Raw genomic sequence first — 23,856 nt, 5'->3', positions numbered from 1 at the left:
GCGATGCGAATCGAATCGTTCCACATTCCCGGCCAAACGCGCTTGGCGAGCGCGGCGGGGCAGCCGCGCGTCGTGTTCGCATCGATCGACGCCGACGCGTGGACGCGCGCCGCCGCGACGATCCGCGAAGCGGGCGGGCGGCTCGTCACGCTATGGGGCGGCGAGCCCGTCGCGGGCCGCTTCGAGATGTGCGCCGCGTATGAGCTGGACGACGGCCTGCTGTGGCTGCGGCTGCCGGTCGAGCCGGCGACGGACGAAGCGGGAGATTACCCGGATCTGTCGACGCTTTTCGCGAGCGCCGCGCGGATGCAGCGCGCCGTCTTCGACCTCGTCGGGCTGCGCGCGCGCGGCGCGGGCGATACGCGGCCATGGCTAGATCACGGCGCATGGCCGCGCGATTACTATCCGCTGCGCAAGAACGTGACGGGCCAGGCGCGCTTCGACGGCGCGGCGGCCGACTATCCGTTCGTGCCGGTCGTGGGCGACGGCGTGCATGAGATCGCGGTCGGACCGATTCACGCGGGCGTGATCGAGCCCGGCCATTTCCGCTTCTCGGTCGTCGGCGAGAAGGTACTGCGGCTCGAGGAACGGCTCGGCTACGCGCATCGCGGCGTCGAGCGGCTGTTCGAGCGCGCGGATGCGCTTGCGGGCAGCCGGCTCGCCGCGCGCATCGCCGGCGATTCGACGGTCGCGTTCACGTGGGCGTATTGCATGGCGCTCGAACAGGCGATGAAGGTCCGTGTGCCGGACCGCGCGCTGCGGCTGCGCGCGCTGCTGCTCGAGCGCGAGCGCGTCGCGAATCATCTCGGCGATCTCGGCGCGCTCGGCAACGACGCGGGCTTCGCGGTCGGCCTCGCGCAGTTCTCGCGGCTCAAGGAGGACTGGCTGCGTCTGAACGACGGGATCTTCGGGCATCGCTCTCTGATGGATCGAATCGTGCCCGGCGGCGTCGAGCGGGACATCACGGCGGACGATGCCGCGGCGATCGCCGCGCAGTGCGGCCGGATCGAGGCCGAGGTGCGCGCCATGCAGACGATCTACGACGATCAGTCCGGCCTGCAGGACCGCTTCGCGGGCACGGGGCGGCTCACCGCGCAGACGGCCGCGCATTTCGGCGTCTGCGGGCTCGCCGCGCGCGCGAGCGGGCGGGCGCGCGACGTGCGCGTCGACCACCGGCTCGCGCCGTACGATGCGGTCCCTGTCGACGTCGTCAGCGACGAGCGCGGCGACGTCGCCGCGCGGGTCGCGGTGCGTTTTGCGGAGACGTACGAATCGATGCGGGCGATACGCGCGCTGCTTGCCGATCTGCCGGGCGACGGGATTGCCGCGTCGGTTGCATCCGTTGCGGACGCGCCGAGCGGCTCGGGTGATACGCGAGTGGCGGGACGCGGCGCGGACGATGCGCGGCGCGGCGTCGGCTGGATCGAAGGCTGGCGCGGCCCGGTGCTCGTCGCGCTCGAACTCGGCGCGCGCGGCGACGTTGAGCGCTGCCATTGCCACGATCCGTCGTGGCACAACTGGCCGGCGCTCGAACATGCGATCATCGGCAACATCGTTCCCGACTTTCCGTTGATCAACAAGTCGTTCAACTTGAACTACGCGGGGCACGACCTGTAATGTGGCAGCTCATCAGACAGATCGCACGCACCGGACGGCCGGGCGAGCCCGCGCCGCCCGGCGAGGACGCGTGGCAGCGCGATGCGCAGCCCCTCCAGCAGGACATCCTCGACATCCTCGGGCGCGCGCTGTGCATTCGCGCGATCGACGCCGGCTCGTGCAACGGCTGCGAGCTCGAACTGCATGCGCTCGGCAATCCGTACTACAACATCGAGGGGCTGGGGATCAAGTTCGTCGCGAGCCCGCGGCATGCGGACATGCTGCTGATCACCGGGCCGCTGACGCTCAACATGCGGGACGCCGTGCGTCTCGCGTACGACGCGACGCCCGCGCCGAAGCTCGTCGTCGCGGCGGGCGATTGCGCATGCACGGGCGGCGTGTTCGCGGACAGCTACGCGGTGTGCGGGCCGCTCGAGAAACTCGTGCCGGTCGATCTGACGATTCCGGGCTGTCCGCCGCGGCCGATCGATCTGTTGCGCGGGATTCGCGGCGCGCTCGCGCATACGCGCACGGGCGGGCGTTGATTCCAACGTAGCGCCGACGCTCCCCGGTTCCTGGCCGGGAAAGGCGGCGGCGGAGTTTATGCCGGCGGCCGTGGCGTCGCGTTGCAACGCGAATCGCGCGCACGAACCTGCGGATTCCTCCCCACATCGAGACACATTCAAACCGTACGATCGGTGCGTTGCCGCGCCAGGCGCGAACGCACGCGCGGCCCGCGAACATATCCATTTTTTACGTAGGGGAATTCCTACATCTGCTGCGCAGAATCCTACGCCGCTCTCGTCTTTTGCTGATTTCCAATCAGGCACTTTTTATCGCACTCTTGCTGGATCGAAAAATACAATAAGTTGCCGCGCCTGCTCGAAGCTGTACCTAGTCCGTACGCCAGCCAGTTTCCCGAAAGACGCGAAAACTCACTGTCAAAGCCAATTTCGGCCGAGCGAGCAACGGAATAGAAAGGCACGAAGTCGATGGGATTACTGCGGAGTTTCCGAGCCTGGCGCAAGCTGCGCCGCCTGCCGTCGATCAAGATCGAGACGAAGGCGGCCGAAGTGGAGATCGAGCCTGCGGCGCATGCGAAATGGGCGGTAGTCATCCGCAATGCGGAAGGCGCGCGAGTCGGCGAAGCGATATATGGCCTTTCGCGGTTGACCGACCGACTGTACGTGCATAGCCTCGAGATCGCGCCGTCGGAGCGGCGGCGCGGCTACGCGCTCGCGTTCCTGATGATGCTGAACCGTTACTACAAGGTGCCGATCGTGCCGACGGGCGAGACGCCGGGCGGCGGCCCCTTCTGGGTCAGCGTGAGCAAGCTCGGGCCGGGCGGGTTGGCCGTGCTGCTCGATGAAAAGACGGACGGCGCGGACAAGCCTCGCTCGGGTACGTAGCGGCGCGCGTGAGCCGGCGAATGAACGAAGCGAGCGGCGGCGAACGGCTACCGCGTTTTGCCGATGTGGCTGTTTCGCCGACTCGGGATTCCGGACAATGCTGGTAGCCGCATGTAAGAACCGCGAGCGACAGCGCCAGTGCTCGATCAAATACGCGGAAGGCGACGGGGACGGAGCGCCGCGTGCGGATACCTCTCGTTTCCGGATGACGGCGACGCGGAGAAAGCGCGGCCGCGATGGGCGCGGTGCTTTGGAGAGGCGAATCGCTTCGCCGTAATCGACACTGGCGAATCCCGTTTGAGCAACGCCGGATCGCGAGCCGACTTCGCGTCGAAGCCGAAACCGAAGCCGAAACGAGCATCCAAATGCTCGCGCCACCGCGTTTGCCCAAACGTGCGCAAAGCAAAACAATGAGCCGCTTGCATGCCGCAGCGGCCGCTTTCGCGCCTCAGGCAGCCGGCGCGTGCACGAGCAGCAGCGGAATCTGCGTGAGCCGCGCGACGCGCAACGCAACGCTGCCGAGCAGCCAGCGCGACACGCCGCGTCTGCCGTGCGTGCCCATCACGAGCAGGTCGGCGGGCCAGCGGTCGGCTTCGCGGACGATCGTGTGCGCGACGTCGTCGCTCGTGCGGTCGGTGCTGACGACCGCGGTGCTCGACTGGCCCGGCGCTTCGTCGAGCAACTGACGCGCCACCGCCAGCGCCTTTTCGCCTTCCTCGACGAACGCGTCTTCGAGCACATGGATCGGCACGAAATCGGTGAGCCGCACCGCGCGGTCGATCACGTAGATCGCGCGCAAATGCGTGTCGGACGTCGCGAATTGCGCGCCGTACCGCAATGCGTGTGCGGCGATCGGGCTGCCGTCGGTTGCGAGCATGATGCGCTTCGGCGCATGCTCGGCGGTCTCGATGCCGGGCGGCACGAGGAGGATCGCGCAATCCGTCTTCGCGAGCAGCGGCTCGGACACACTGCGGTCGACCCAGCGCAGCAGCCCTTGGTACTGGCGCGAGCCGACGACGAGAAGATCGGCACTCCAGTCACGCGTTTCGTCGAGGAGGGCGTCGACGACGTCGCCGCCTTTCTTCGCAAGATCGACGATCGCCGTTTCGGTGATGACGTCGGCGCGGCCGAACGCATGGGTTGCGTCGTCGAGCGCATTCGACGCATCGTTGACGAGCTCGACGTGCGCCGCCGCGAATTCGGACGGCGCGAACGTGTGCGGCAGCGTGTACGCGCGCGGCGTGTCGACGACGCTGACGAAGCGCACGGTCGCGCCGGCGGGCACCACGAGCTTCAGATAGGCGAGCGCGCGCAGCGATGCCTTCGACGCATCGATCGCGACGAGAATGCGTTCGGGCAGCGATAACGGGGCGTGGTTCGAGGTATCGGTGGACATCGGCGACTCCATCAACGTGCTGGACAGACCCACTGTCTGGTCATTCTGCGGCAACGGTCCCGGTATTCGTTGAGCGAAATCAATCTTTTCGAGCACGGCGGAATGGCGCATGTGCGGCGTCGGCGTGCGCGCGACAGTCGAAAGCCGAAAGCCGAAAGCCGAAAGCCGAAAGCCGAAAGCCGAAAGCCGAAAGCCGAAAGCCGAAAGCCGAAAGCCGAAAGCCGAAAGCCGAAAGCCGACAGTCGGAAGTCGGAAGTCGGAAGTCGGAAGTCGGAAGTCGGAAGTCGGAAGTCGGAAGTCGGAAGTCGGAAGTCGGAAGTCGGAAGTCGGAAACCGGAAACCGGAAACCGGAAACCGGAAACCGGAAACCGGAAACCGGAAACCGAACTCCTCCGCCTAACCGACAACCAGTTTCGTCGAAGCCAGCATCAACGGCAGCCCGGCGAGCGCGAGCCCGGTCGACACGAGGATCATGCCCGCGATGTCTTCGGTCGGGCCGTCGTACTGTTGTGCGATCAGGTGGCTCAGCACCGCGACGGGCATCGTGCATTGAACGACGAACGCGCCCGCCGCGACGCTCGGCAATCCGAGCAGGTACGCGAGCCCGAGCCCGACGCCGAGTCCGCCCGCGACGCGCACGACCGCGAGCACCGCGACCCGGTGCAAGCCGGCGAGCCGGATGTTCGCGAGCGACGCGCCGAGCATCAGCAGCATCAGCGGCGGCGCCATGTTGCCGAGCTGCGTCGAGGCCGCCGCGAGCGGCGCGGGCAGGTGCAGGCCGTTCAACGTCATGAAGAGCGCGACGACGACCGCCCAGATCGTCGGGCTCGCCGCGATCGATTTCCACGATGCATGACCGGACAACAGCCAGACGCCGATCGTGAAATGGCCGATCTGCACGAGCGCGGAGAAAGCGACCGCATACAGCAGACCCGGCTCGCCGAACGCGAAAAGCGCGACGGGCAAGCCGAGATTCGACGTATTGGGCAGCATCAGCGACGGCAGGTATTGCCGCAGCGGCAGCTGCAGCACGCGCAGGAAGAGCGCGCCGAGCGCCGCGAAGCACACGAGCGCGACGGCTCCCGCGGCGAACGTATGGACGAGCACGCGCGCCGTCAGGTTCGGCCGATCGAGCGACGACAGCAGCAGGCAAGGAATGCCGATGTTCGACACGAGCGCGCTCAGGCACGCGGCGTTCATCGGCAGCTTGAGCTTGACCCACAGCAGGCCGATCAGCGAGCACACGAAGATCGGAAAGACGACCAGCGAAAAATCGTTTTGCATTCAGACGATCTCAAGGAGACGGCGGCGTGGGCCGCCGATGCGGCGTAGTGCGCGCCGGCCGCGCGACGCAATCGCGGCGGCCGTCACACGGCGGCCGTCGCACGGCGGCCGTCGCACGGCGGCCGGCGCGCGGCGCTCGGTGACGCGGCGCGGGCGAAGCCGGATCAGTCTTCGCCGAAGCCGAAGACGAACTCGCGTTCGAGCGCGCCGCGGCCGTCGAAATTCAGACGGCGCATGTTGCGGCGCTGGTCCTGCGGATAGCTGGTGCGTCCATGCGTGACCGCAGTGTTGTCGCCGATCAGGATCTGCCCGGGCTCGAGCGAAAACAGCAGCACATTGTCCGGATCGGTCAGGAAGCGCGCGAGGCTGTCGTACATGTCGGCGGCGGCGGGCGCGGGCGTTGCGGTGGCGGCGCCGTCGTTCATCCGGAACTTGATCGACCAGCCGTCGTCTTCCGGCTTGAACACGGCCGCCGTGCTCTTCTGCGTCGTGCGCTCGATCGTCAATGCATCGGCGCGCACGAGCGGCGCGACGTCGCCGTAGTGCTCGACGATGTGACGATACGCGGCCTTCGCGCTCGACAGCGTCGACAGACCGCCTTCCTGCGCCGGTCTCACGCATTGCAGCGTGATGATCCGCTCGGGCGCGTCCGAGAACGCGCCGTCCGTATGCGGCAGATGCGCTTCGTGCGACGAGTCGATGTGTCCGGCGACCGGCTTGAACGCGTTGATGGGGACGACGCCGTCGGCATCCGCGCGCTTATGCGGCGCGGCGTTGCCGAGCAGCGGCTTGAGCGCGAGCAGGTTCTCCCTTTCCGACGACTCGCAGTCGAGGATCACGAAGCCGTAACGATTGAAGGTTCCGATCATGTCGGAGATCTCGTCGTCGGTCATCGTGCTGGGAGAGTGGACAGACAGCGTCACGTCGGTCAGCGGCAACGTGCTGTCGAACGGTTGACGAAGCGATTGCGTAGAAATGCTGGAAGTCAAAGTCAACATAATCGGCCCTCGGAACGTGGATTGCACACGGTTTTCGCCCAAGTGTTTCGATAATGCTTATTATCGGGCGCCGTCTCCGCCTGTCTCTCTTTCCACTTTCTATCGTTTATATTACAAATACATAAATGTGCTGCAAAATAGTTTACAAATAGATTGATAGATCTAATTTCAGATTGGAAAGTCGGAGTGGGGAGTGATGCGTTGTTTTACTGACGGAGCTCGTTTTATTTCCGCATCGTATGCAATGGCGCAATTCAAGCGGCATTGCATTCCGGATGTTGTGTCTGCTCAAGCGTCAGGCGCGCAGTACAAGCGCCGGCACCGTTTCGGGATATGCAAATCGGCGAAATTATTAAATATTTTCTGATTGGCGATCGCATCCGATATTCGGTGCTGGGTGATAAAAATTCGAACGTTTTAAAACATGGGCAATGAAGAGGCAGGCTGGCGGCAGGTGCCGATTCGAGAATTCGATCGCGGCCCCATGGATATTGCGGCGTGCTTCGGATGCGACGGAGAAAAAGGCGAACGAGACGGCCGTGCGCGAGACGCGTGAACGGCGCGCGTCTCGTCAAGCAAATCGTTTCAAACGCTTATTCGGCCGGCGCGAGCAACGACAATTCGTCGACGAACCGGACGGCGAACGAAGCGGTGCCGCGCGCATCCGCCGCGCGCTCCGCGGCAATCGCGTAGATCGCATGCGCCGCCCCCGTCGCGAGCAGCGGCGCGCCGCGTTGCGCAACGAGCGCCGCGATCAACGCGCCGAGTGCGCATCCGGCTCCCGTCACGCGCGTCAAGCGCGCGTCGCCGCCTGCGATCGCGAGCGTGTCGACGCCGTCCGTCACGTAGTCGGTCGGCCCGCTCACCGCGACGATCGCGCCGCTGCGCCGCGCGAGATCGCCAATGAACGCGAGCGCGTTTTCCGAGCTCGCAGTCGTGTCGACGCCTTTGCCGGCGGCGGCGCCGCCCGCGAGCGCGATCAGCTCGCTCGCGTTGCCGCGGATCACGGTCGGCTTGAACGCGAGCAGATCGCGCACGATCGCGTCGTATTCGGGCGCGCCCGCGCCGACCGCGACCGGATCGAGCACCCAGCGCGTGCCCGCTTCGGCGGCGGCGCGCGCGGCCGCTCGCAGCGAGTCGGCGCCGCTGCTCATCAGTGCGGCGGTGTTGATCCAAAGCGCGCCGGCGCTGGCGCCGAAGCGGGCGGGCCAGTCGGCCGCCGCGCCGATCGCGGGCGCCGCGCCGACGGCGAGCAATACGTTGGCGCTGAGATTTGCCGCGACGTAGTTCGTGAGTCCGTAGACGAACGGCGCGGCTTGCCTGAGCGCGGCCAACTCGTGGCGGACGGACGGCGTATTCCAGGAGATCGATTTCATGTGGTGGTTCCTCGTCGCATTCGGGCATTCGAGCATTCGAGCGTGCATGCGCGACTGCTCGTGCATGCGTGAAGCGTGCTCTGATGTCTGCCGGCGGTCTTCGTGAAGTGCGCTCGCCGCACTGTAACCGTTGCGGCGCGCGCATGCGTGGATCGCCGTCAAAGGTCTTCGATCGATTCTCTGCCGCAGGAGCTCGCGGCTTGCATGATCGCGTGTGCATGCGTCGGCTCGCATGCGTGCACGACGTCACGTGCTTCGCCGCTTCGACTTCTCGTCCGGCATCGACAGAATGTCCAGCGCATGCTGCATCAGCTCGACGCTCAGGCTCTCCTGCATGATCCCCGCGTGCAGCACGAGATGCTGCAAGCGCCGATCCTTCGTGTCCATGTCGTGCGCGAAATCGCGCGCCTCGATCTCGCGATAGGCCGCGAGCTTTTGCCGATGCAGTTCGAGCCGCCGCCTGATTTCGTCGGCGAGCCCGGTCGGCCCGACGACCGCCTCCGCGCGCAGCCGGATCATCAGCTCGTCTCGCAGCGGCTTAGGATCGTCGTGCAGCGCGATCCAGCGCTTCAGCTCCTTGCGGCCTGCCGGCCGAATTCGGTACGCGCGCTTGCGCCCGCGCGCCTGCTCGACGGGCGCCGACTCGACCCAGCCTTCATCCTCGAGCCGCGCAAGCTCGCGGTAGATCTGCTGATGAGTCGCGTGCCAGAAGTAGCCGATCGAGCGGTCGAAGCGACGCGTCAGCTCGGAGCCGGAGCCCGGGCGTTCGGCGAGGGAGGTGAGCAGCGCGTGAGGCAGGGACATTGACGATCGAGCGCAGCGGGTGGTGGAGACTCTTGCATCTTGCCATATCGCGGGATGCCTGCCCGTTTAGAGCGCCCACTTTATGCAACGCGTTGCATTCGCAGGCGCACGTCGATATATTTATGCAACCCGTTGCAAAAAAGAGCGACCGATGACCCACTATCCCCACCTGACAGCTCCGCTGGAGCTCGGTTTCACGTCGTTGAAAAATCGCGTGTTGATGGGCTCGATGCACGTCGGGCTCGAGGAAGCGCCAAACGGCTTCGAGCGCATGGCCGCGTTCTACGCGGAGCGCGCGCGCGGCGAGGCCGGGCTCATCGTCACGGGCGGGATTGCACCGAACGAGCGGGGCCGGATGGTGCCGGGCGGCTCGATGCTCACGACCGAAGAAGAGGCTGAGCACCATCGGATCGTCACGCGCGCGGTGCACGACGCCGACGGCAAGATCGCGATGCAGATTTTGCATTTCGGCCGCTATGCATATCATCCGACGCTTGTCGCGCCGAGCGCGCTGAAGGCGCCGATCAACAGGTTCACGCCGCATCCGCTGTCGGCAAGCGAGGTCGAAGCGACGATCGACGATTTCGCGCGCTGTGCGGCGCTCGCGCAATACGCGGGCTACGACGGCGTCGAGATCATGGGCTCCGAGGGCTATCTGATCAACGAGTTCATCGCCGCGTGCACGAACCATCGCGACGACGAATGGGGCGGCCCGTACGAGAACCGCATTCGCTTTCCGGTCGAGATCGTGCGGCGCGTGCGCGAGCGAGTCGGGCCGCGCTTCATCATCATCTATCGGCTGTCGATGCTCGATCTGGTCGAAGGCGGCTCGACGCTCGACGAAGTGATCCAGCTCGCGCAGGCGATCGAGGCGGCTGGCGCGACGATCCTGAACACCGGGATCGGCTGGCACGAAGCGCGCATCCCGACGATCGCGACGAAGGTGCCGCGCGCCGCGTATGCGTGGGTGACGAAGCGGCTCGTCGGCAAGGTCGGCATTGCGCTTATCGCGACGAACCGGATCAACACGCCCGACGTTGCCGAGCAGCTGCTCGCCGACGGCTATTGCGACATGGTGTCGATGGCGCGGCCGTTCCTCGCCGATTCGCAGTTCGTGCGCAAGGCGCGCGAGGGGCGCGCGGACGAGATCAACACCTGCATCGGCTGCAACCAGGCGTGTCTCGACCACATCTTCAGCGGCAAGATCACGTCGTGCCTCGTCAATCCGCGCGCGTGCCACGAGACCGAGCTCGTGATCGAGCCCGCCGCGACGCGCAAGCGGATCGCGGTCGTCGGCGCGGGGCCGGCGGGGCTGAGCTTCGCGGTCACGGCAGCCGAGCGCGGGCACGACGTCGAATTGTTCGAAGCATCGTCCGAGATCGGCGGACAGTTCAACATCGCAAAGAAGGTGCCCGGCAAGGAGGAATTCCACGAGACGCTGCGCTATTTTCAACGGCAGATCGAATTGAGCGGCGTGAAGCTGCATCTGAATACGCGCGTCGACGTCGCGGGGCTCGCGAGCGGCGGCTTCGACGAAATCGTGCTCGCGACGGGCGTCATGCCGCGCGTGCCCGACATCGACGGCATCGATCGCGCGAACGTGCTCGGCTATCTCGACGTGCTGCGCGACGGCAGCCCGGTCGGCGCGAACGTCGCCGTGATCGGCGCGGGCGGGATCGGCTTCGACGTCAGCGAGTATTTGACGCAGACGGGCGAAAGCGCGAGCGTCGCGCCGCCCAAGTTCTATTCGGAATGGGGCATCGACGTCGGCTACGAAGGGCGCGGCGGCGTGCGCACGCCGCACGTCGAGGCCGTGCCGCGCAACGTGCATCTGCTGCAGCGCAAGGCGTCGAAGGTCGGCGACGGGCTCGGCAAGACGACGGGCTGGATTCATCGGACGTCGCTGAAGGCGCGGCGCGTCGCGATGTCGTCGGGCGTGTCGTACGAGCGGATCGACGACGCGGGGCTGCATGTGCGGATCGACGGAGAGCCGCAGACGCTCGCCGTCGACAGCGTCGTCGTCTGCGCGGGCCAGGAGCCGCGGCGCGAACTGTACGACGGCCTGCGCGCGGCCGGCTGCTCGGTGCATCTGATCGGCGGGGCGCACGTCGCCGCGGAGCTCGACGCGAAGCGCGCGATCGTGCAGGGCACGACGCTCGCCGCGTCGATCTGACGAGCGCCGCTCGCCGCCCGTGCTCGCGGAGGCTCGTGCGGCGCGGCATCGCATGACATGACGACACTTCCGACTTACCGAAAAGGAGACGCAACATGACTTCGATTCCCGCCGGCGTGCAGCCGGCCGTGCGGCTGTCGCTCGAGCGCTGGCACGCGATGGTCGCGGCGTGCGACATGACCGGTCTTGCCGACATCGCCGAGCCGAACGCGGTGTTCCGTTCGCCGATCGCGCATTCGGCCTATGCAGGCGCGCAGGCGCTCGTGCTCGCGATCGGCACGGTCGTGAAGGTGTTCGACGATTTCGTCTATCACCGTCAGCTCGCGACCGACGACGGCCTGAACGTCGTGCTCGAGTTCAGCGCGCGAGTCGGCGACAAGCAGTTGAAGGGCGTCGATCTGATCCGCTTCGACGAGCGCGGCAAGATCGTCGAGTTCGAGGTGATGGTGCGACCGGCAAGCGGCCTGCAGGCGCTCGGCGCGGAAATGGCGGCGCGCATTGGTACGCGGCTGCCCGAGTTCAAGTCGAATGTGTGAACAACAAGCGAATAAAAATAGAAATAGAGATTTTCGCTTTATAAAACACTAATAGCGTTTTCAAGCTAAATCTTACAACTGCATTGCTTTAAACTCCGAAACAGGTCGCGCGGTCGTTGTGCCATGCACGCGTGATCGATCCTTATCATGAACGATTCGCGAACGTTGTCGCGAATCGTTTTATTTCGAATGCGCGACAGCCGTGTTTCACGGCGTGGCGGAACACCGATGTCCCGATCGGATTCGAGCGAGCGCGTGTGCCGACGCGCATCGCGCGGCGTCGTTCCGCATGCCGACTTGCAGTGATCGATCAAGCAGTGGAGGAGATTGTTTCGTCCGCGCGCGCTTTTGCGCGCGCGACGAACTCGCAGGTGTGACCGAAAAATACCAATTGGAGGCCAGATGACGTGTTTCGTTGACCAACTGAAGTTGATTTTCGATCATTATCCCGGTCTTTGGGGCTGCCAGGACCGCCAGTCGCGATTCATTCACGTCAACGATGCGTTCGCCCGAGTGGTCGGCGTGCGCAATCCGCGCGAACTCGAAAACAAATCCGCATTCGATTTGCCATGCGGCTCGTCGAATTGCGCGGACCAATTCCAGGCGCAGGATCGCGAGGTCCGCGAAACCGGCCGGGCGATCAAGGTGCTCGACGTCCATCCGTATGCGTCGGACGTCTGGATGGCGTTCGTCTTCACGAAGATCCCGCTTGTCGACAGGAACCAGGAAATCGTCGGCACGATCTTTCATGCGGCGGAGCTGTCGCAGATCGACATGATCACGCTCGGCCGCGTGATCGGCGATTCGTATGCGGGCAAGCGGGTCGGCGATCCGGTCGAGCAAGGCTCGTACCGGATCGATTCGCGGAAGGACGCGCTCGCGCTGACCGAGCGCGAGCGGCAGGTGCTGTTCTTCCTCGCGCGCAACAAGACAGCGAAGGACGTCGCGAACATCCTCGGCTTGTCGGTGCGGACAATCGAGCAATATATGGAAAGCCTGCGCTGCAAGTTCTCCGCGTCGAGCAAGAACGAACTGATCGATCTCGCGGCGGGCGCCGGCTATTGCAACCGCATTCCGCAATCGCTGCTGCGCAATCAGCTTTCGGTCGTGCTCGAGCGCGCGGCGCCGCCGATGCCTGCCGACGTGCTGGCGGCCGCCGCGCCGCCAGCCGTCGTCGCGATGCTCTAGCCGAGCGCGCCGCCCGCGACGCGAGCGAGCGGCGCTTCGGCGCTTCGCTCGGGCGCGGGCGTCGGCTGCCACGCGGCGGGCGCGACCGCGAGCAGGCGCTTCAGCTCGAGCACGATCGTTTCCGCCGGAATGCCGCTCGGCCGGGTGCCGTCGTGGCCGAGCCGCGGCATGATGTGCTGCACGCCGTCGTATTGCCAGCGGCACGCGTGCGGGTCGGCGGCTTGCAGCGCGCGCACGAAGATCGACAGATCGCGCCGCGGCCGCGGCGCCGCCGACACGCGCTCGACCCATCCCTCGTAGCGCTGATGCACGACGACGTCGCCGTGCGCGACGAGCGCGACCGTCGACAGCGGCGTCCGGTTGTGAAAGCCGATCGGCGACAGGCCGAAGTAGCGCTGCGACACGCGTCCTCGCAGCGCCTCCGCGGCGGGCAGGCGAAACACCGCGAGATCGAGTTCCGGATGCTGCTCGAGCGTGGCGTCCGGATGGTCGAGCAGCGCTTCCGTCGCCGCGTGGTGCCGGTCGGCGTCGCGCCACAGCGCGTCGGGGATCGACGGCGCGTCGAGCAGATCGCGCAGCGCCGGCAGCAGCGCGCGGAAGACCCGCGCGATGCGCGTGCTCTCGTCGCACGGCGTGCCGATGTCGCGCGCCGCTTGCGCCGCGACCGCATTCAGCGCGAACGAAAGCCGGCGGGCGACGTCCGAGCGGCCGCGCGCGAAATCGCCGAAGCGCGCGACATCGACGAGCAGCGCCTGATGGCGCAACGCATGGTCGGGCGCGATCAGCCCGTACACCGACGCGAGCCCGTCGAGATCGAAGTGATCGGTCGTCACGTGCCGCACGTCGGGATCGTCGACCCATTCGGGCACGAAACGCAGCACGCTCTCGGTCGACAGATTCGCCTTGTAGCGCGCGGGCGTGCGGTTAGCCGGCCAGTGCGACAGCGTGATCCGCGTCGCCGCGTTGTGGGTCGCGTCCGCCGAGATGTTCGGCACGTCGCGCGCGCGCTCAAACGGCAGGAACGCGAGGCGGCCGCCGGGCGCGAGCCGGACTGCGTCAACCGGAGACGGCGGCGCGGCCGCTGTCTGCGGTGCGAGCGCGGCGGCAAGGCCGGCGCCGTCGGTGGCGGCATCGCGCAGTTCGAGCTCGCCGTGGCGGCCGAAGTCGTAATGGAGCGCACCGAGATTGCGGCGTCGCAGGTCGTACGGATTGCCGTCGCGCGTGACGGCGCCGCTGCCCGCGATCAGGTTTTGCAGATCGATGAACTGGTTGTCGCGGATCGCGACGATGCGGCCCGCGAGCAGCCGCAGCTCGAAGCCGTCGAGCCGGGCGGCGACGTCGTCGTCGAGCTGCACGACGCGATCGCCGTCGTGGAGGGGAAGAAGAGTCGTCATCGCAGGGATCCTGTCAAATCAAGTTGTCGTACCGAGGTGGAACAGCAGGTAGGCGGCGATCGACCAGATGACGAGCGCGACATGCGTCAATTGCAGGCCTTCCTGACGTATCCAGTAGCCGTACCACAGCCCGCCGAGCAGCAGCACGAGCGCGCACGCGGCGAAGCCGGTCGCGCCGGCGTCGAGCCACGGCAGCGCGGCCGCGTGAGGCGCCGGCGTCGTCAGCAGCAGGCAGACGCCGCCCCACATCGCGATCGCGGTGATTGCCTGCAGCAGCACGATGATCGCGAGCGCGGCCCGGTGCAGGCCGCGCGACGTCGCCGCGCGGCGCAGCAGCGGCGTGTCGACGGGCGGGTCCTGCTTCAGCAGCGCCATGCTCATCGTGCGGCCGACGGTGCCCGTCGTCGCGGCGAACGTCTGCACGTTGTTGATCGTGACGATCGTCGCCCATCCGGCGATCGCGAACGCGTGAAGGCTCTTGAACAGATCGATGTCGGTCGGCGGGCTCATCGTGCTTGTCCTGTTGCGGGGCGTGTCCGGGCGACGCGCGCCGCGAGTGCGGCGCGCGCGGCGGTCATCGGGTGCGCACGCGGCGCGCGACGAGCGCGGCGAGCACGGGCGCCGCCGCGAACACGGCGAAGAGCCAGGCGGCCGCGTGCTGCGCGCCGGCGAGGCCGCCCGGCTCCGAGAAGCCCGCGAGGTTCGCGACGAGGCCGGCGAGCGCGGAGCCGATCGCGGTCGCATAGAGCTGGACGGTCGTGATCGATGTCGACGCGAGATCCTCCTGGCCGGCCGGCGCGCTCGTCAGTACTTGCGTGAGCAGATGCGGCCAGCCGACGCCGATGCCGAAGCCCACCGCCGCGAGCGCCGCGCACAGCAGCGCGAGGCCGGGGCCCGCGCTCAGCAGATGCCGCGGCGGCACGACGATCGCGAGCGCGACGAGCGCGAGCACGACGAGGAGCGGCCCGCCGCGCACGAGCGCCTGCGCGGTGCGCGCGCTGCGCCCGGAGCTGAACAGCGAGCCGACGGTCCAGCCCGCCGCCATCAATGCGGTCAGGTAGCCGGCGAGGAGCGGCGGGTAGCCGTGGATGATCTGCAGGAAGTACGGCACGAAGATCTCGGTCGTCATCCCGATCACGAGCAGGCTCATGCATGCGTAGATTGCGCCGAGCGGCGTGCGCACGTCGTACGCGCCCGTCGGCAGCAGCCGGATCGTCGCGCCGCGCTCGAAGCGCGCGATCAGCACGGCGATCGCGAGGCCCGCGGCGACGCCTCCGACATTCGCGACGATCTCCTTCGACAGACTCGCGACCGACACGACGAGCACCGACACCGCGAGCAGCAGGATCTTGCCGATCGCGGGCCGCGCGGCCCGTGCGCCCGACGCTTCGCGCGCGGGCAACTGGACGATCACGATCAGCGCAAGCAGGACGGCGACGGGCACGAGCGCGACGAACGCGAGCCGCCAGGTGCCCGATTGCGCGAAGATCCCGCCGATCGCGGGCCCGCACAGCGTCGCGACGCCCCACATGCCGGACACCATCGCCATCGCGCGCGACCACAGGCGCTCGTCGAACACGATGCGGATCAGCGCATAGCTGAGCGCGAACAGGATGCCGCCGCCGAAGCCCTGCGCAAAGCGGCCGACGAGCATCCACGGCATGTCCTTCGCGCCCGCGCACGCGAGCGTGCCCGCGCAGAACACGACGAGCGCGACGAGATAGGCGGCGCGCGGTCCGAAACGGCTGAGCACGTTCGCGGACAGCGGCGCGCCGATGATCGAGGCGGCCATGAACAGCGTGGTGTTCCATGCGTAGTACTCGAGTCCGCCGATGTCGCGCACGACCGAGGGCAGGATCGTCGTCGCGATATAGATGTTGATCGCGTGCAGCGCGACGCCTCCTGCGAGCGCGATCGAGCGCAGGCCGTTGCGGCCGGACAGCAGTTCTCCCCACGAAGGGGCGGTGATGGAACTCATGGACTACCTCGTCGGTTGCTGGGTCGGGTGCGTCAGGACGGCGACAGATGCTGCGAGATCAGGTGCGGATTGCTCTCGAGCATTTCGATCTCCGGGGAATAGACTTCGATTTCGAGCCCGTCGGGGTCCTGGAAGTAGAAGGCGGTGCGCACGCGGTCCGGGCCTGCGTGATAGCCGGGCGCCGGGCCGTTGCCCTTGACGATCTTGATGCCGCCGTCCGCCTCGACGAGTTCGGCGATCGACTTGACGCCGTCCGGATCCGAGCGTACGCCGAAGTGAAAGCCGGGCGGGTAGGCGACCACGTCCGCCTGCTCGATGAAGAAATCGAAGCCGTTCAGCTCCATTACAACCTTCTTCGGACCGAGGTTGTAGCAGTAGGCGGCTCCGAAGATTCGGCGGTAGAAATCGACCGATTTATCGAGATCGCGGGCGAGGATGTTGATGTGGTTCACGCGCAATTCGCGCGGCCGGCCTTGCTCGGGCTCGTCGCGCAGCCGGCGCCACATCTTGATGCAAGCGGTGAAGGTCGCGAAGCTCGCGAGCCAGTCGCGCGCGATGTCGGACGATGCGTCGGCCGCCGTCAGTTCGAGCGCGAGCGGATAGCAGAACGCGCTCGAATGGCCTTCGCGCCAGACGGCGGGCGCTTCGCCGTTCGCGCCGGCCGGATCGATGTGGATCTGCGCGGCGGCCGCCCAGCCGGCCGGGCCGACGCGCTCGGCGTTCGCCGCGGCCGAAGCCGTGCGCGACAGCACGAACACGCCGTCGGGTGCGGCGCCGTCCGCTTGCGGCGCGCACAGCCGGTAGCCGGCCGCCGTGCATTGCGCGGACAGCGTGCGCGTGATCTGTTCCGCGTCGGCGGGATTGACGTCGAGATTGATCAGTTCGAAGACGAGCATGGTTAGACCTCGCTGGCGGGACGTTGACCGATGAGAAGCGTGTAGCGGCCGATCGACCGCTCGCTGACCGACAGGCCGTTGTCGCGCGCGACGCCGGCGATCCACGGCGTCGGATGCAGCTCGCCGTGATTCGTGTTCACCATCATGTGCAGCGAGAAATCGGCGGACAGCGCCGGCGTGACACGGTTGTCGTCCATCGTCATCGTGAGGATCAGGAGTGCGCCGCCCGGCTTCACGAGGCCGGCCGCATGGCCGATCACCGCGCGCGCTTCCGGATCGTCGAAGTAGTGCAGGCAGTCGTTCAGCATCACGACGTCCGCCGCGCCGCCCTCGAAGTTGCGCGCGTCGAGCAGGTTCTTCTCGAAGAACTCGACGCGGCCGGCGAGGCCGTGCGCCTTGATCGTCTTCTGCGCGGCGTCGCGGGTCGTCGGCAGATCCCAGATCTGGCCCGTCAGCTCAGGGTGGCGGCGCAGCACTTGCGCGAGATACGTGCCGTGGCCGCCCGCGAGGTCGATCACGGTGCGCGCATGGGCGAACACGCCGAGACCGCTCACGACGTCGACCATCGGCTGGCTCAGGCGCACCATCGCGTCGTTGAATGCGTCGCGCGCGCGGGTGTCGTGCGCGAAGCGGCTCTCCTGCTGGAAGCCGAGCGGTTTTTCGCTGCGCAGGATCTCGCCGAGGCGGGGCCAGTTGTCCCATTGCAGATGCTGGTGCTCGACGATCGGGCCGATGTAATCGGCGCTCGTGCTCGTCAGGTAGCGCGCGGTCAGCTCGGTGTTGCGGAACGCGTCGCCTTCCTTGTTCAAGAGGCCGAGCGCGACGAGCGCGTGCAGCAGGATCGCGACCTTGCCCTCGACCATGCCGAAGCTTGCGGCGACTTCGGCCGGCGTGCGGCTCGTTTGCGTCAAATCGAACAGCTTTTCGGCGACGGCGTAATGCAGGATCGCCGATTGCCGGTATTGGTCGGACAGCTTCACCAAGTCGACGACCGAAGTCAGTGCCGCCTTGTCTTCGGTCGACTCGTAGATGGTCTCGACTGCAGATGCGTTCATTGAGGTCCTCGTTCGATGTGGTCCTGGGAAAAACCGGTGCGCGGCGACGGGCGCCGCGCGGCTATTGACGTACTGTCTGCTCGGGTTGCCGCGCGCGACGGCGCAGCAGGATGCGTTGGCCGCAGCCGATCGCGCGATGCTGGAACGGCTGCAGGCCCCAGCGGTGCGCGACGTCGTCGATCGACGCGACGAGCCGCGGCGCCGGCACGGGCACGCCGCAGCGCGACGGATGCACGTACAGCAGCAGCTCGTCGGCGAGATCGTCTTCGAACAACGCGTCGCATAGCGCGAGATCGGCGTCGATGAACAGCTCGTTGACGCCTCGCGCCGCAAGGCGTGCGAGTGCGTCGGGCAAGCGGAGGTCGGCGTCGGCATCGGTGGATGATACGAATGCGGATGCGGATGCGGCCGGCGCATCGGCGCGCGCGGTCGCGTAACCGGCGGCGACGCACGCGTCCTCCCGATGCAGCGTGAGCGTCGGCACGCCTTCCACCGTTGCGGGCGACGCGTCGAGCGCCGCGAAGTCGCGCGAGCGGACGACGTAGCCCGACGCGGCGCCGTTGCGCGCCGCTGGGGAGGGCGCGCCGTGCGGCGCGAGCACGACGGAGCTGCGCGCCCGCCAGTGCCGGACGTCGTCGCGCGATTCGGCTTCCGTCGCGTCGAGCACCGTCCGGTCGATCTCGTCGAGCGGCCCGTCGATCGACAGGATCAGCTTTGCGCGCGTCCACGGGCGGCCGCGCTCGATCCGGCTGAAGAAGCCGATGTTCAGCTCGCGCGCCTCGGCTTCCATCAACCCCTGTTCGACGACGATGCCCGCGTCGGCGAGTCGCGCGGCGCCGCGCCCCGCGACCTGCTCGAACGGATCGCGCGCCGCGATCACGACGCGCGCGACGCCCGCCGCGACGAGCGCGTTCGCGCACGGCGGCGTCCTGCCGTCATGCGCGCACGGCTCGAGCGTCACGTATGCGGTCGCGCCGCGCGCGCGTTCGCCGGCTTCGCGCAGCGCGTGCACTTCCGCGTGCGGTTCGCCCGCGCGCCGGTGCCAGCCGGCGCCGAGCACCTGTTCGCCGCATGCGATCACGCAGCCGACGCGCGGATTCGGGCGCGTCGTGTACAGGCCCTGTTCGGCGAGCCGCAGCGCATGGGCCATGTGCAGGCGGTCGATATCGGAAAACGTATTCATCGTCTGCCGTCCGCCTGGTGCGCGGCGGGTGCCGAATGCCCGGCGCGGCCGCGTGCCGGAGAAGCCGATGCGCGGCGCGCGCGCCGAATGGCGGTCCGTTTCGCGCTCATCGCGTCTCCACGAGCCGGAAGCCCATCGCGTAGATGTCGCGCTGATAGCGGCCGTGACGGCGCGCGCAGCGTGCGAGATCGCCGAAGCGCGTGAAGCTGCCGCCGCGCGCGATCCGGTAGCTGCCTTGCGTGAGCGCGAGGTCGTCGTCGATCGCCGCACCGCCCGGATACGGGTGATAGTCGTCCGCGACGTATTCCTCGACGTTGCCGGCGAGGTCGTCGATCCCGAACACGCTGCGGCCGAGCGGGAAGATGCCAACGGGCGTCGTCGACAGCGGCCCGGCTTCGACCGTGTTCGCCGCGCGCGGATCGAACGCGTCGCCCCACGGATACTCGACGCCCGTGCCGCCCGACGCCGCGTATTCCCACTCGGCCTCGCTCGGCAGCCGGAAGCGCCGGCCGGTCGCTTCGCTCAGCCAGGCCGCGTAGGCGTCGGCCGCCTCGGCGGGCACCGACCAGACCGGATGATTCGCGCGCTCGACCGGATAGACGCCGAACGCCCACGACGTCGGCAGCCACGGCGCGCCCGTCTCTTCGAGAAAGCGCCGGTATTCGAGGTTCGTGACCGGGTAGCGCATCATCCGGTACGCGGCGAGCTCGGTCGTGTAGCGTGGGCATTCCTTCGCGATCCATTCCTCGATCACGCCGACGCGCTCCCATTCGGCGATCACCTGCGGCACTTGCTCCGGCTCGGTGCCGAGCCGCGCCTGCGCGGCGGGCACGTCGCACATCTCCGGATCGAGCGCGCGGATGCGCGGGTCGCCGGCAAAACCGAGCAGCGCGCCCGCCGCGTAGCGCCGCTCGAACGGTGCGCCCGGATCCTGCGCGATCGCGACCCACTGCGCCGGCGCGAGGCGCAGCAGGTCGAGATGCGTCGAGAAGACCGTCGCGGGCGTGCGCGCGACGAACAGATCTTCCGGCAGCGCCATCGCCGCGCGGTCGCTGAGAGAGTTCGGGTTGTCGGCCAGCTTGAGTGTCATGGGCATGAACTCGCGTCAGTCGGGACGGGATTTGCGGACCGTCAGCACCAGGTAGTGCAGCCCGGCCTTCGGCCGCGGCACCCGGTGGCTGCTGACGGGCGTGAAATGCGCGGCGCCTAGCAGTTCGACGAGCTCGGGCTCGGTGAACTCGCGATAGAGGCGTTGTGCGTGGTTCGCGTACAGCCGCCCCGCGCCGTCGGCCTCGAACACCGAGATCGTGAAGAGCCCCTCGGGCCGCAGCAGCGCATGGACGCGCGCGAGATACGCGGCGTACGCGTCCGGATGCTGGTGGTGCAGGCAACCGTTGTCGAGCGCGCCGTCGAACTGGGCTTCGCCCTGGAGCTCGGACACGGGACTCGCCACGAAGCGCACGCGTTCGCCCCAGCGCTGCGAGAGCTGCGCCCACTCTGGCGGCTCGACGAGGTCGACCGCCGTCACCCGGTGACCGTGCTCGAGAAAGTACGCAGTGTCGCGGCCGCGGCCCGCGCCCGCGTCGAGGACGTCGGCCGGGCTGCCGAGATGCTCGTGCAGGATCGCGCTCGCCGGACGCATCGCCGCCTCGTCGGTCCAGACGTCGCGGCCGTCGTGGTAGCTCGACACGAAATCCGAGCGCAGCACCGCCGCGTACTCGTGCGGCGCCGCGAGCGGTCCGTCGACGGGCGCGATCGTGCGCTGCGCGTCGATGTAGTGCGGTTCGGCGGCGCTCATACGCGCTCCAGCGGAATGCGGTAGACGTTGCCGTCGTACGAGCTCGCGAGGAACGCATGCGCGGCGGGGTCGTAGCTGAGCGACGACGCGCCTGCGGTCGTCACGCGCACGTCGAGCGTCCAGCGCGCGTCGGTACGGTCGTAGACGGCGACGCGGCCGTTGTAGCTGCCCGTCGCGACGTAGCGGCCGTCGGCGCTCGCCGCGACGCACTTGATCGAGTGCGTGTGCGGCGTCGCGATCACGTCCGCGTGATGGTCGGGCGACCAGATCCGCAGCTTAAGATCGCGGCTCACCGACGCGAAGAAGCCGTTGTCGAGGCCCGCGCAGCCGTTCGCGATCTTGTCGTGCGCGCGCTTGAGCGTGAACACCGGCTCGAGCGTCGACGCGCGATACCACGTGGCCGACGCGTCGGCCGCGACCGAGAAGATCAGGTCGCCCGAGATCGCGATGCCCTTGACCGCGTTCGCGTGCAGCGGCAGGTCGGCGACGTGGGTCGCCTTCGTGCCGTCGATCCGCAGCACGATGCCTTCGCCCGTGTACGCGCCGATCACCGCATGCGCTGCGCCGTCGCGCGCGAACGACACGCCGCAGTTGAGCGGCGAGCGGTGCTGGTGCAGCTCGCGGCCGCTGCGCGCGTCGAACACCTTGCCGAGCTGGCCGCCCGTCAGGATCAGCTCGCCCGCGGGCGTCAGGAAGTTGCACAGGCTGCCTGTGCGCGCATGCTCGCGCTGGTCGACGCGCACGATGCCCGCGTCGCCGATCGTCCACAGATGGCCGTCGACGGCCAGCGCCGCGTTCACGCCGTGCGTCGGCGGCAGCTCGGCCGCATCCCAGCGCTCGGCCTTCCAGTTGTAGCGGCGGTAGCTCGAATGGAACGTCGAGAACACGATGTGCTCTTCGCCTTCGAACGAGCACGAACGCGGCCACACTTCGGGCGGCAGCGCCGCGCCGCCGAGCGCCTCCGGCTGTCCGGACGCGCCGATCTTCCACAGCCGCATCGTGCGGTCGTACGACAGCGACACGAGCAGGCCGCGATCGCTGTCGAGCACGAGGCGTTTCACGCCCGCATCGTGCGCCTGCAGCGTCGCGCGTTCGCCGTCGCCGATCACGATGATCTCGCCTTCGTCGTTGCCCGCGAAAATGCGGCCGTCGGCGGCGATCGCGATCGTGTCGGTCTCGATGCCGTCGAGATCGATGTCGGCGACGAGGCCGTTGTGGCCGAGCGACCAGCGCTTGATCGTGCCGTCGTCGCTTGACGACACGATCTCGTCGGTGCCGCGCATCCATTCGACCGAGATCACGTCGGCGGCGTGGCCGCTGAACGTGTTCAGCAGCTTGCCGCTGAAGTCGTAGACCCGCACGCGGTGATCGCGCGACGCGGTCGCGACAAGCGGCTTGTCCGGATGGAACACGCTCATTTCGACGTCGTCTTCCTGGTCGGCGAACACCGCGACGAGCCGCAGGTCGGGCACGGTCCAGAGGCGGGCGCTGTAATCGGACGACGACGTGACGACGTATGCGCCGTCGGGCGAGAACGCCCCCTGGTTCGCGAGGTGGTCGTGCATCGCGCGGGCGAGCGGCCGCTGGGTTTTCGCGTCCCACAGGATGACCTGGTTGTCGTAACCCGCCGTCAGGACGTATTTGTCGCGGTGCGCGGCAATCCCGCTGATCGGTGCGCGGTGAGTGATCATTGAAGTTCCTGGCTGAGGTTGATGGCGTGACGGTGGTGATCGATCTTCGCGCGCAGGTAGCCGTGGTTCGTGCTGTTGACGAACACGCCGGTCTGCAGCACGCGCATGATCCGGATGCCGTACTTCTCGATCTGCGAAATCTTGTCCGGGTTGTTGGTGACGAGCGAGATATCGATGACGCCGAGCGCCTGCAGCATCTGCGCGGCGACGCGGAAATCGCGCAAGTCGTCGGGGAAGTTCAGCGCGCGGTTCGCGGCGAACGTGTCGAGGCCCTGCGAAATCTGCAGGCGGTACGCGTCGAGCTTGTTGTACAGCCCGATGCCGCGGCCCTCCTGGCGCAGATAGAGCAGGATACCGCCTTCGCGGCCGAACATCGCGACCGACTCGTCGAGCTGCTCGCCGCAATCGCAGCGCGCGGAGCCGAACACGTCGCCCGTCAGGCACTCGGAATGCACGCGCACGAGCGGTGCCTCGGCGAGCGGCCCGAAGACGAGCGCGAGATGCTCCGCGTTGTCGCAAAGGCCCTGGAACGTCACCATCTCGGGCTCGAACTTCTGCTGAGCGGTGCGCGGGCGAATGGGCACGTTCACGCGCGTACGGACGGATGCGCTCAGCGTTGGGGGGATTCGACCATCATTCATGCTGTGCCTCAAGGTTATTCAACATTGAGATTCGCATCGCGAAGAACACGGAAGCTTTGCTGCTTTGTTGTTATGTCGAAGGGGTGAATCGACTTCCGGTTTGTTGCTGTCTCTCGGGTTCTCGGCGAGCTCTTGATTGGCTGCTGCGTCCGATTGTGCAAAAGCATCGCCGATTGTGCATCCGTACCGATTACGGTATCGCCGATCATTGATCGATCCGTGTCTTCGTCACGCGATTGGTTGCGTGCTCAACCAATCGTAATTGCACCCGCACCCGCACCCGCACCCGCGGCCGCACCCACCGCCGCCTTGCCGTAGTCGACCGGCGCGTCAGCCGGGCGCGGCGTCTCGCCCGCGCGCTCGATCCAGCCGCCGCCGAGCGAACGATACAGGTCGACGAGATTCGACCAGCGTGCGAGCCGCGCGCTGATGAGCTGCTGCTGCGCCGAGTACAGATCCG

At 67.5% G+C, this 23,856-nt stretch carries 21 protein-coding genes and 2 pseudogenes; 6 read left to right on the top strand and 17 right to left on the bottom strand.

Features of this window, described 5'->3' with window-relative positions:
• Positions 1 to 3: 3 nt before the first annotated feature.
• The 3 genes from WS62_RS23560 (at position 4) to WS62_RS23550 (ending at position 3,005) form a co-directional block, all read left to right on the top strand.
• Positions 4 to 1,617, top strand: a complete 1,614-nt coding sequence (locus tag WS62_RS23560; protein WP_066575964.1) for a hydrogenase large subunit — start codon at positions 4 to 6, stop codon at positions 1,615 to 1,617.
• Positions 1,617 to 2,141 (top strand): NADH-quinone oxidoreductase subunit B family protein, encoded by a 525-nt coding sequence (locus tag WS62_RS23555; RefSeq protein WP_066575962.1) that lies wholly within the window; start codon positions 1,617 to 1,619, stop codon positions 2,139 to 2,141. Before WS62_RS23560 ends, WS62_RS23555 begins: the two co-directional genes overlap by 1 nt.
• Before the next feature lie 447 nt (positions 2,142 to 2,588).
• Positions 2,589 to 3,005, top strand: a complete 417-nt coding sequence (locus tag WS62_RS23550) for a hypothetical protein (protein WP_066575959.1) — start codon at positions 2,589 to 2,591, stop codon at positions 3,003 to 3,005.
• Positions 3,006 to 3,453: 448 nt separating this feature from the next.
• On the opposite strand, the gene WS62_RS23545 is transcribed toward WS62_RS23550, so the two are convergent.
• The 5 genes from WS62_RS23545 to WS62_RS23525 form a co-directional block, all read right to left on the bottom strand.
• Positions 3,454 to 4,413 carry a universal stress protein gene (locus WS62_RS23545; protein WP_066575958.1) on the bottom strand — a complete coding sequence of 320 codons (960 nt, stop codon included), beginning with the start codon at positions 4,411 to 4,413 and terminating at the stop codon, positions 3,454 to 3,456.
• 384 nt (positions 4,414 to 4,797) lie between these two features.
• The gene (locus tag WS62_RS23540) at positions 4,798 to 5,685 is read right to left on the bottom strand and encodes an AEC family transporter (RefSeq protein WP_066575956.1); all 888 of its coding nucleotides are present in this window, start codon (positions 5,683 to 5,685) and stop codon (positions 4,798 to 4,800) included.
• 164 nt (positions 5,686 to 5,849) lie between these two features.
• Positions 5,850 to 6,683 (bottom strand): TauD/TfdA family dioxygenase, encoded by an 834-nt coding sequence (locus WS62_RS23535; RefSeq protein WP_066575953.1) that lies wholly within the window; start codon positions 6,681 to 6,683, stop codon positions 5,850 to 5,852.
• Between the two features lie 593 nt (positions 6,684 to 7,276).
• Positions 7,277 to 8,059: a hydroxyethylthiazole kinase gene (thiM, locus tag WS62_RS23530; protein ID WP_066576482.1), complete on the bottom strand. Its 783-nt coding sequence runs from the start codon at positions 8,057 to 8,059 to the stop codon at positions 7,277 to 7,279.
• 246 nt (positions 8,060 to 8,305) lie between these two features.
• Positions 8,306 to 8,863: a PadR family transcriptional regulator gene (locus WS62_RS23525; protein WP_066575951.1), complete on the bottom strand. Its 558-nt coding sequence runs from the start codon at positions 8,861 to 8,863 to the stop codon at positions 8,306 to 8,308.
• A 151-nt stretch (positions 8,864 to 9,014) separates the two neighbouring features.
• Here WS62_RS23525 and WS62_RS23520 point away from each other — a divergent pair, with 151 nt between their 5' ends.
• From WS62_RS23520 to WS62_RS23505, 3 genes are all read left to right on the top strand, one after another.
• A complete protein-coding gene (locus WS62_RS23520; RefSeq protein WP_066575950.1) occupies positions 9,015 to 11,036 on the top strand; it encodes an NADPH-dependent 2,4-dienoyl-CoA reductase in 2,022 nt (673 codons plus the stop codon).
• A gap of 95 nt (positions 11,037 to 11,131) precedes the next feature.
• Positions 11,132 to 11,572, top strand: a complete 441-nt coding sequence (locus WS62_RS23515) for a nuclear transport factor 2 family protein (RefSeq protein WP_066575949.1) — start codon at positions 11,132 to 11,134, stop codon at positions 11,570 to 11,572.
• 402 nt (positions 11,573 to 11,974) lie between these two features.
• Complete coding sequence (locus tag WS62_RS23505) at positions 11,975 to 12,760, top strand: helix-turn-helix transcriptional regulator (RefSeq protein ID WP_066575945.1); 786 nt, start codon at positions 11,975 to 11,977, stop codon at positions 12,758 to 12,760.
• Here WS62_RS23505 and WS62_RS23500 read toward each other — a convergent pair.
• The 12 genes and pseudogenes from WS62_RS23500 to WS62_RS23450 all read right to left on the bottom strand — a co-directional run.
• Positions 12,757 to 14,154 (bottom strand): DUF6687 family protein, encoded by a 1,398-nt coding sequence (locus WS62_RS23500; RefSeq protein ID WP_066575942.1) that lies wholly within the window; start codon positions 14,152 to 14,154, stop codon positions 12,757 to 12,759. The genes WS62_RS23505 and WS62_RS23500 overlap by 4 nt on opposite strands.
• An 18-nt stretch (positions 14,155 to 14,172) precedes the next feature.
• Positions 14,173 to 14,664, bottom strand: a complete 492-nt coding sequence (locus WS62_RS23495) for a DUF2165 domain-containing protein (RefSeq protein WP_066575939.1) — start codon at positions 14,662 to 14,664, stop codon at positions 14,173 to 14,175.
• 64 nt (positions 14,665 to 14,728) lie between these two features.
• Entirely contained in the window at positions 14,729 to 16,132 is a 1,404-nt protein-coding gene (locus WS62_RS23490) for an MFS transporter (RefSeq protein WP_066575936.1), read from the bottom strand.
• A gap of 32 nt (positions 16,133 to 16,164) precedes the next feature.
• Complete coding sequence (locus WS62_RS23485) at positions 16,165 to 17,028, bottom strand: VOC family protein (protein ID WP_066575929.1); 864 nt, start codon at positions 17,026 to 17,028, stop codon at positions 16,165 to 16,167.
• Between the two features lie 2 nt (positions 17,029 to 17,030).
• Positions 17,031 to 18,083: a methyltransferase gene (locus WS62_RS23480; protein WP_066575928.1), complete on the bottom strand. Its 1,053-nt coding sequence runs from the start codon at positions 18,081 to 18,083 to the stop codon at positions 17,031 to 17,033.
• A gap of 61 nt (positions 18,084 to 18,144) precedes the next feature.
• Entirely contained in the window at positions 18,145 to 19,266 is a 1,122-nt protein-coding gene (gene ribD / locus WS62_RS23475; protein ID WP_066575926.1) for a bifunctional diaminohydroxyphosphoribosylaminopyrimidine deaminase/5-amino-6-(5-phosphoribosylamino)uracil reductase RibD, read from the bottom strand.
• 106 nt (positions 19,267 to 19,372) lie between these two features.
• Positions 19,373 to 20,356 carry a formylglycine-generating enzyme family protein gene (locus WS62_RS23470; protein ID WP_066575924.1) on the bottom strand — a complete coding sequence of 328 codons (984 nt, stop codon included), beginning with the start codon at positions 20,354 to 20,356 and terminating at the stop codon, positions 19,373 to 19,375.
• Positions 20,357 to 20,371: 15 nt separating this feature from the next.
• Positions 20,372 to 21,064, bottom strand: a complete 693-nt coding sequence (locus tag WS62_RS23465) for a 1,6-didemethyltoxoflavin N1-methyltransferase (protein ID WP_066575921.1) — start codon at positions 21,062 to 21,064, stop codon at positions 20,372 to 20,374.
• A complete protein-coding gene (locus WS62_RS23460) occupies positions 21,061 to 22,755 on the bottom strand; it encodes a WD40 repeat domain-containing protein (protein WP_066575918.1) in 1,695 nt (564 codons plus the stop codon). The genes WS62_RS23465 and WS62_RS23460 overlap by 4 nt, the downstream gene beginning before the upstream one ends.
• On the bottom strand, positions 22,752 to 23,396 hold the full coding sequence (locus tag WS62_RS23455) for a GTP cyclohydrolase II (protein ID WP_066575911.1): 645 nt from the start codon (positions 23,394 to 23,396) through the stop codon (positions 22,752 to 22,754). The genes WS62_RS23460 and WS62_RS23455 overlap by 4 nt, the downstream gene beginning before the upstream one ends.
• Positions 23,397 to 23,414: 18 nt before the next feature.
• Positions 23,415 to 23,617, bottom strand: a pseudogene (locus WS62_RS38400) (hypothetical protein); the annotation flags it as partial.
• Between the two features lie 27 nt (positions 23,618 to 23,644).
• A pseudogene (locus WS62_RS23450) lies at positions 23,645 to 23,856 on the bottom strand (multidrug transporter); the annotation flags it as partial.

The organism is Burkholderia sp. ABCPW 14, assembly GCF_001523835.1.
GTDB classification, from domain to species: domain Bacteria; phylum Pseudomonadota; class Gammaproteobacteria; order Burkholderiales; family Burkholderiaceae; genus Burkholderia; species Burkholderia mayonis.
The sequence above is the reverse complement of the archived record's forward strand: the minus strand, read 5'-3'. Positions and strand labels throughout refer to the sequence as shown.

Excerpts from the sequence above, each read along its gene's own strand:
- WS62_RS23560 (WP_066575964.1), top strand. The coding sequence starts at position 4 with ATGCGAATCGAATCGTTCCACATTCCCGGCCAAACGCGCTTGGCGAGC.
- WS62_RS23555 (WP_066575962.1), top strand. The coding sequence starts at position 1,617 with ATGTGGCAGCTCATCAGACAGATCGCACGCACCGGACGGCCGGGCGAG.
- WS62_RS23550 (WP_066575959.1), top strand. The coding sequence starts at position 2,589 with ATGGGATTACTGCGGAGTTTCCGAGCCTGGCGCAAGCTGCGCCGCCTG.
- WS62_RS23545 (WP_066575958.1), bottom strand. The coding sequence starts at position 4,413 with ATGGAGTCGCCGATGTCCACCGATACCTCGAACCACGCCCCGTTATCG.
- WS62_RS23540 (WP_066575956.1), bottom strand. The coding sequence starts at position 5,685 with ATGCAAAACGATTTTTCGCTGGTCGTCTTTCCGATCTTCGTGTGCTCG.
- WS62_RS23535 (WP_066575953.1), bottom strand. The coding sequence starts at position 6,683 with ATGTTGACTTTGACTTCCAGCATTTCTACGCAATCGCTTCGTCAACCG.
- thiM (WP_066576482.1), bottom strand. The coding sequence starts at position 8,059 with ATGAAATCGATCTCCTGGAATACGCCGTCCGTCCGCCACGAGTTGGCC.
- WS62_RS23525 (WP_066575951.1), bottom strand. The coding sequence starts at position 8,863 with ATGTCCCTGCCTCACGCGCTGCTCACCTCCCTCGCCGAACGCCCGGGC.
- WS62_RS23520 (WP_066575950.1), top strand. The coding sequence starts at position 9,015 with ATGACCCACTATCCCCACCTGACAGCTCCGCTGGAGCTCGGTTTCACG.
- WS62_RS23515 (WP_066575949.1), top strand. The coding sequence starts at position 11,132 with ATGACTTCGATTCCCGCCGGCGTGCAGCCGGCCGTGCGGCTGTCGCTC.
- WS62_RS23505 (WP_066575945.1), top strand. The coding sequence starts at position 11,975 with ATGACGTGTTTCGTTGACCAACTGAAGTTGATTTTCGATCATTATCCC.
- WS62_RS23500 (WP_066575942.1), bottom strand. The coding sequence starts at position 14,154 with ATGACGACTCTTCTTCCCCTCCACGACGGCGATCGCGTCGTGCAGCTC.
- WS62_RS23495 (WP_066575939.1), bottom strand. The coding sequence starts at position 14,664 with ATGAGCCCGCCGACCGACATCGATCTGTTCAAGAGCCTTCACGCGTTC.
- WS62_RS23490 (WP_066575936.1), bottom strand. The coding sequence starts at position 16,132 with ATGAGTTCCATCACCGCCCCTTCGTGGGGAGAACTGCTGTCCGGCCGC.
- WS62_RS23485 (WP_066575929.1), bottom strand. The coding sequence starts at position 17,028 with ATGCTCGTCTTCGAACTGATCAATCTCGACGTCAATCCCGCCGACGCG.
- WS62_RS23480 (WP_066575928.1), bottom strand. The coding sequence starts at position 18,083 with ATGAACGCATCTGCAGTCGAGACCATCTACGAGTCGACCGAAGACAAG.
- ribD (WP_066575926.1), bottom strand. The coding sequence starts at position 19,266 with ATGAATACGTTTTCCGATATCGACCGCCTGCACATGGCCCATGCGCTG.
- WS62_RS23470 (WP_066575924.1), bottom strand. The coding sequence starts at position 20,356 with ATGACACTCAAGCTGGCCGACAACCCGAACTCTCTCAGCGACCGCGCG.
- WS62_RS23465 (WP_066575921.1), bottom strand. The coding sequence starts at position 21,064 with ATGAGCGCCGCCGAACCGCACTACATCGACGCGCAGCGCACGATCGCG.
- WS62_RS23460 (WP_066575918.1), bottom strand. The coding sequence starts at position 22,755 with ATGATCACTCACCGCGCACCGATCAGCGGGATTGCCGCGCACCGCGAC.
- WS62_RS23455 (WP_066575911.1), bottom strand. The coding sequence starts at position 23,396 with ATGAATGATGGTCGAATCCCCCCAACGCTGAGCGCATCCGTCCGTACG.